The 892-nt window shown below is 69.5% G+C and carries 1 protein-coding gene and 1 pseudogene; both read right to left on the reverse strand.

Going from position 1 to position 892, the window contains the following annotated elements; all coding sequences use genetic code 11:
- Positions 1-308, reverse strand: a pseudogene (locus BYZ73_RS21340) (hypothetical protein); the annotation flags it as partial.
- 87 nt (positions 309-395) lie between these two features.
- A complete protein-coding gene (locus tag BYZ73_RS21345) occupies positions 396-806 on the reverse strand; it encodes an HNH endonuclease (protein ID WP_112317583.1) in 411 nt (136 codons plus the stop codon).
- Positions 807-892 lie beyond the last annotated feature (86 nt).

Raw genomic sequence — 892 nt, forward strand, 5'->3', positions numbered from 1 at the left:
TCGGCCATGTCCCAGACCCGCATCAGCCGCCGCGCCTCGCGCTGGTCCTGGGCGGCGTCGCGTTCGGCCAGCTCGGGACTAAAATGCCGTCTCAGCGTCTTGACCGAGATCGACCGCCCGGTGCGCGGGTCCTTGATCACCCGCGCGATCCGCTCGGGCGCCCAGCCGACCGACAGCAACATATTGACTTTGCGCGCGTTTTCCTCGGTGCGTTCGAAGGGCGGGCGGCCGCGCTTGCGCTTGACGCGGTAGACGACATCGCCGCCCAGGTTCAGTTCGAACTGGTCGTCCGGAATTGCATCGGTCACGGGAAAAAAATCTCCAGATGAGGGACCCTACCGGTCTGAGCCCCCTTAGGCCCCGAAGGTCGGACCACCCCCCCCTTGGCGGGGGCGTCAGCGCGTGGCGGCCTCTTCGCGCTGCTTCGCGCGGTCGTGGCAGGCCTTGCAGAGGCATTGCAGGTTGGCCCGGTCCCAGAAGAGCCCGGCGTCGCCCCGGTGGGGCACGATATGGTCGGCGACGAAGCCCGGGGCCGAGCCGGTCACGAGATCCAGCTGGCCGATTGCGGCCAGCGCCTCGCATTCCGCGGTCAGCTGCGGATGCACGGCGCCGCAACGGCGGCAGCGGAAGTGGTCGCGCACCAGCGCCGCCCAGCGAAGCCGCTGCCAGCGCGCGGTCTTGTACCATTTGCGATAGTCGAGCCGCGCATCGCGACTGCGGGACTGCGCCGCCCGGTCGGCCGCCAGATAACCAAGGCCCGCGTTCAGCCGGGGCGTGGCGCTCCTCAGCATCTTCAGCCGGGCCATGGCTCAGCCCACCTCGCCGGTGATGCGGATCATCAGCCAGCCCGCCGCCGGGACGGTCTCGACCGCGCCATCGGCATAGGTGATCT

Source organism: Rhodovulum viride (assembly GCF_003265965.1).
Lineage (GTDB): Bacteria > Pseudomonadota > Alphaproteobacteria > Rhodobacterales > Rhodobacteraceae > Rhodovulum > Rhodovulum kholense.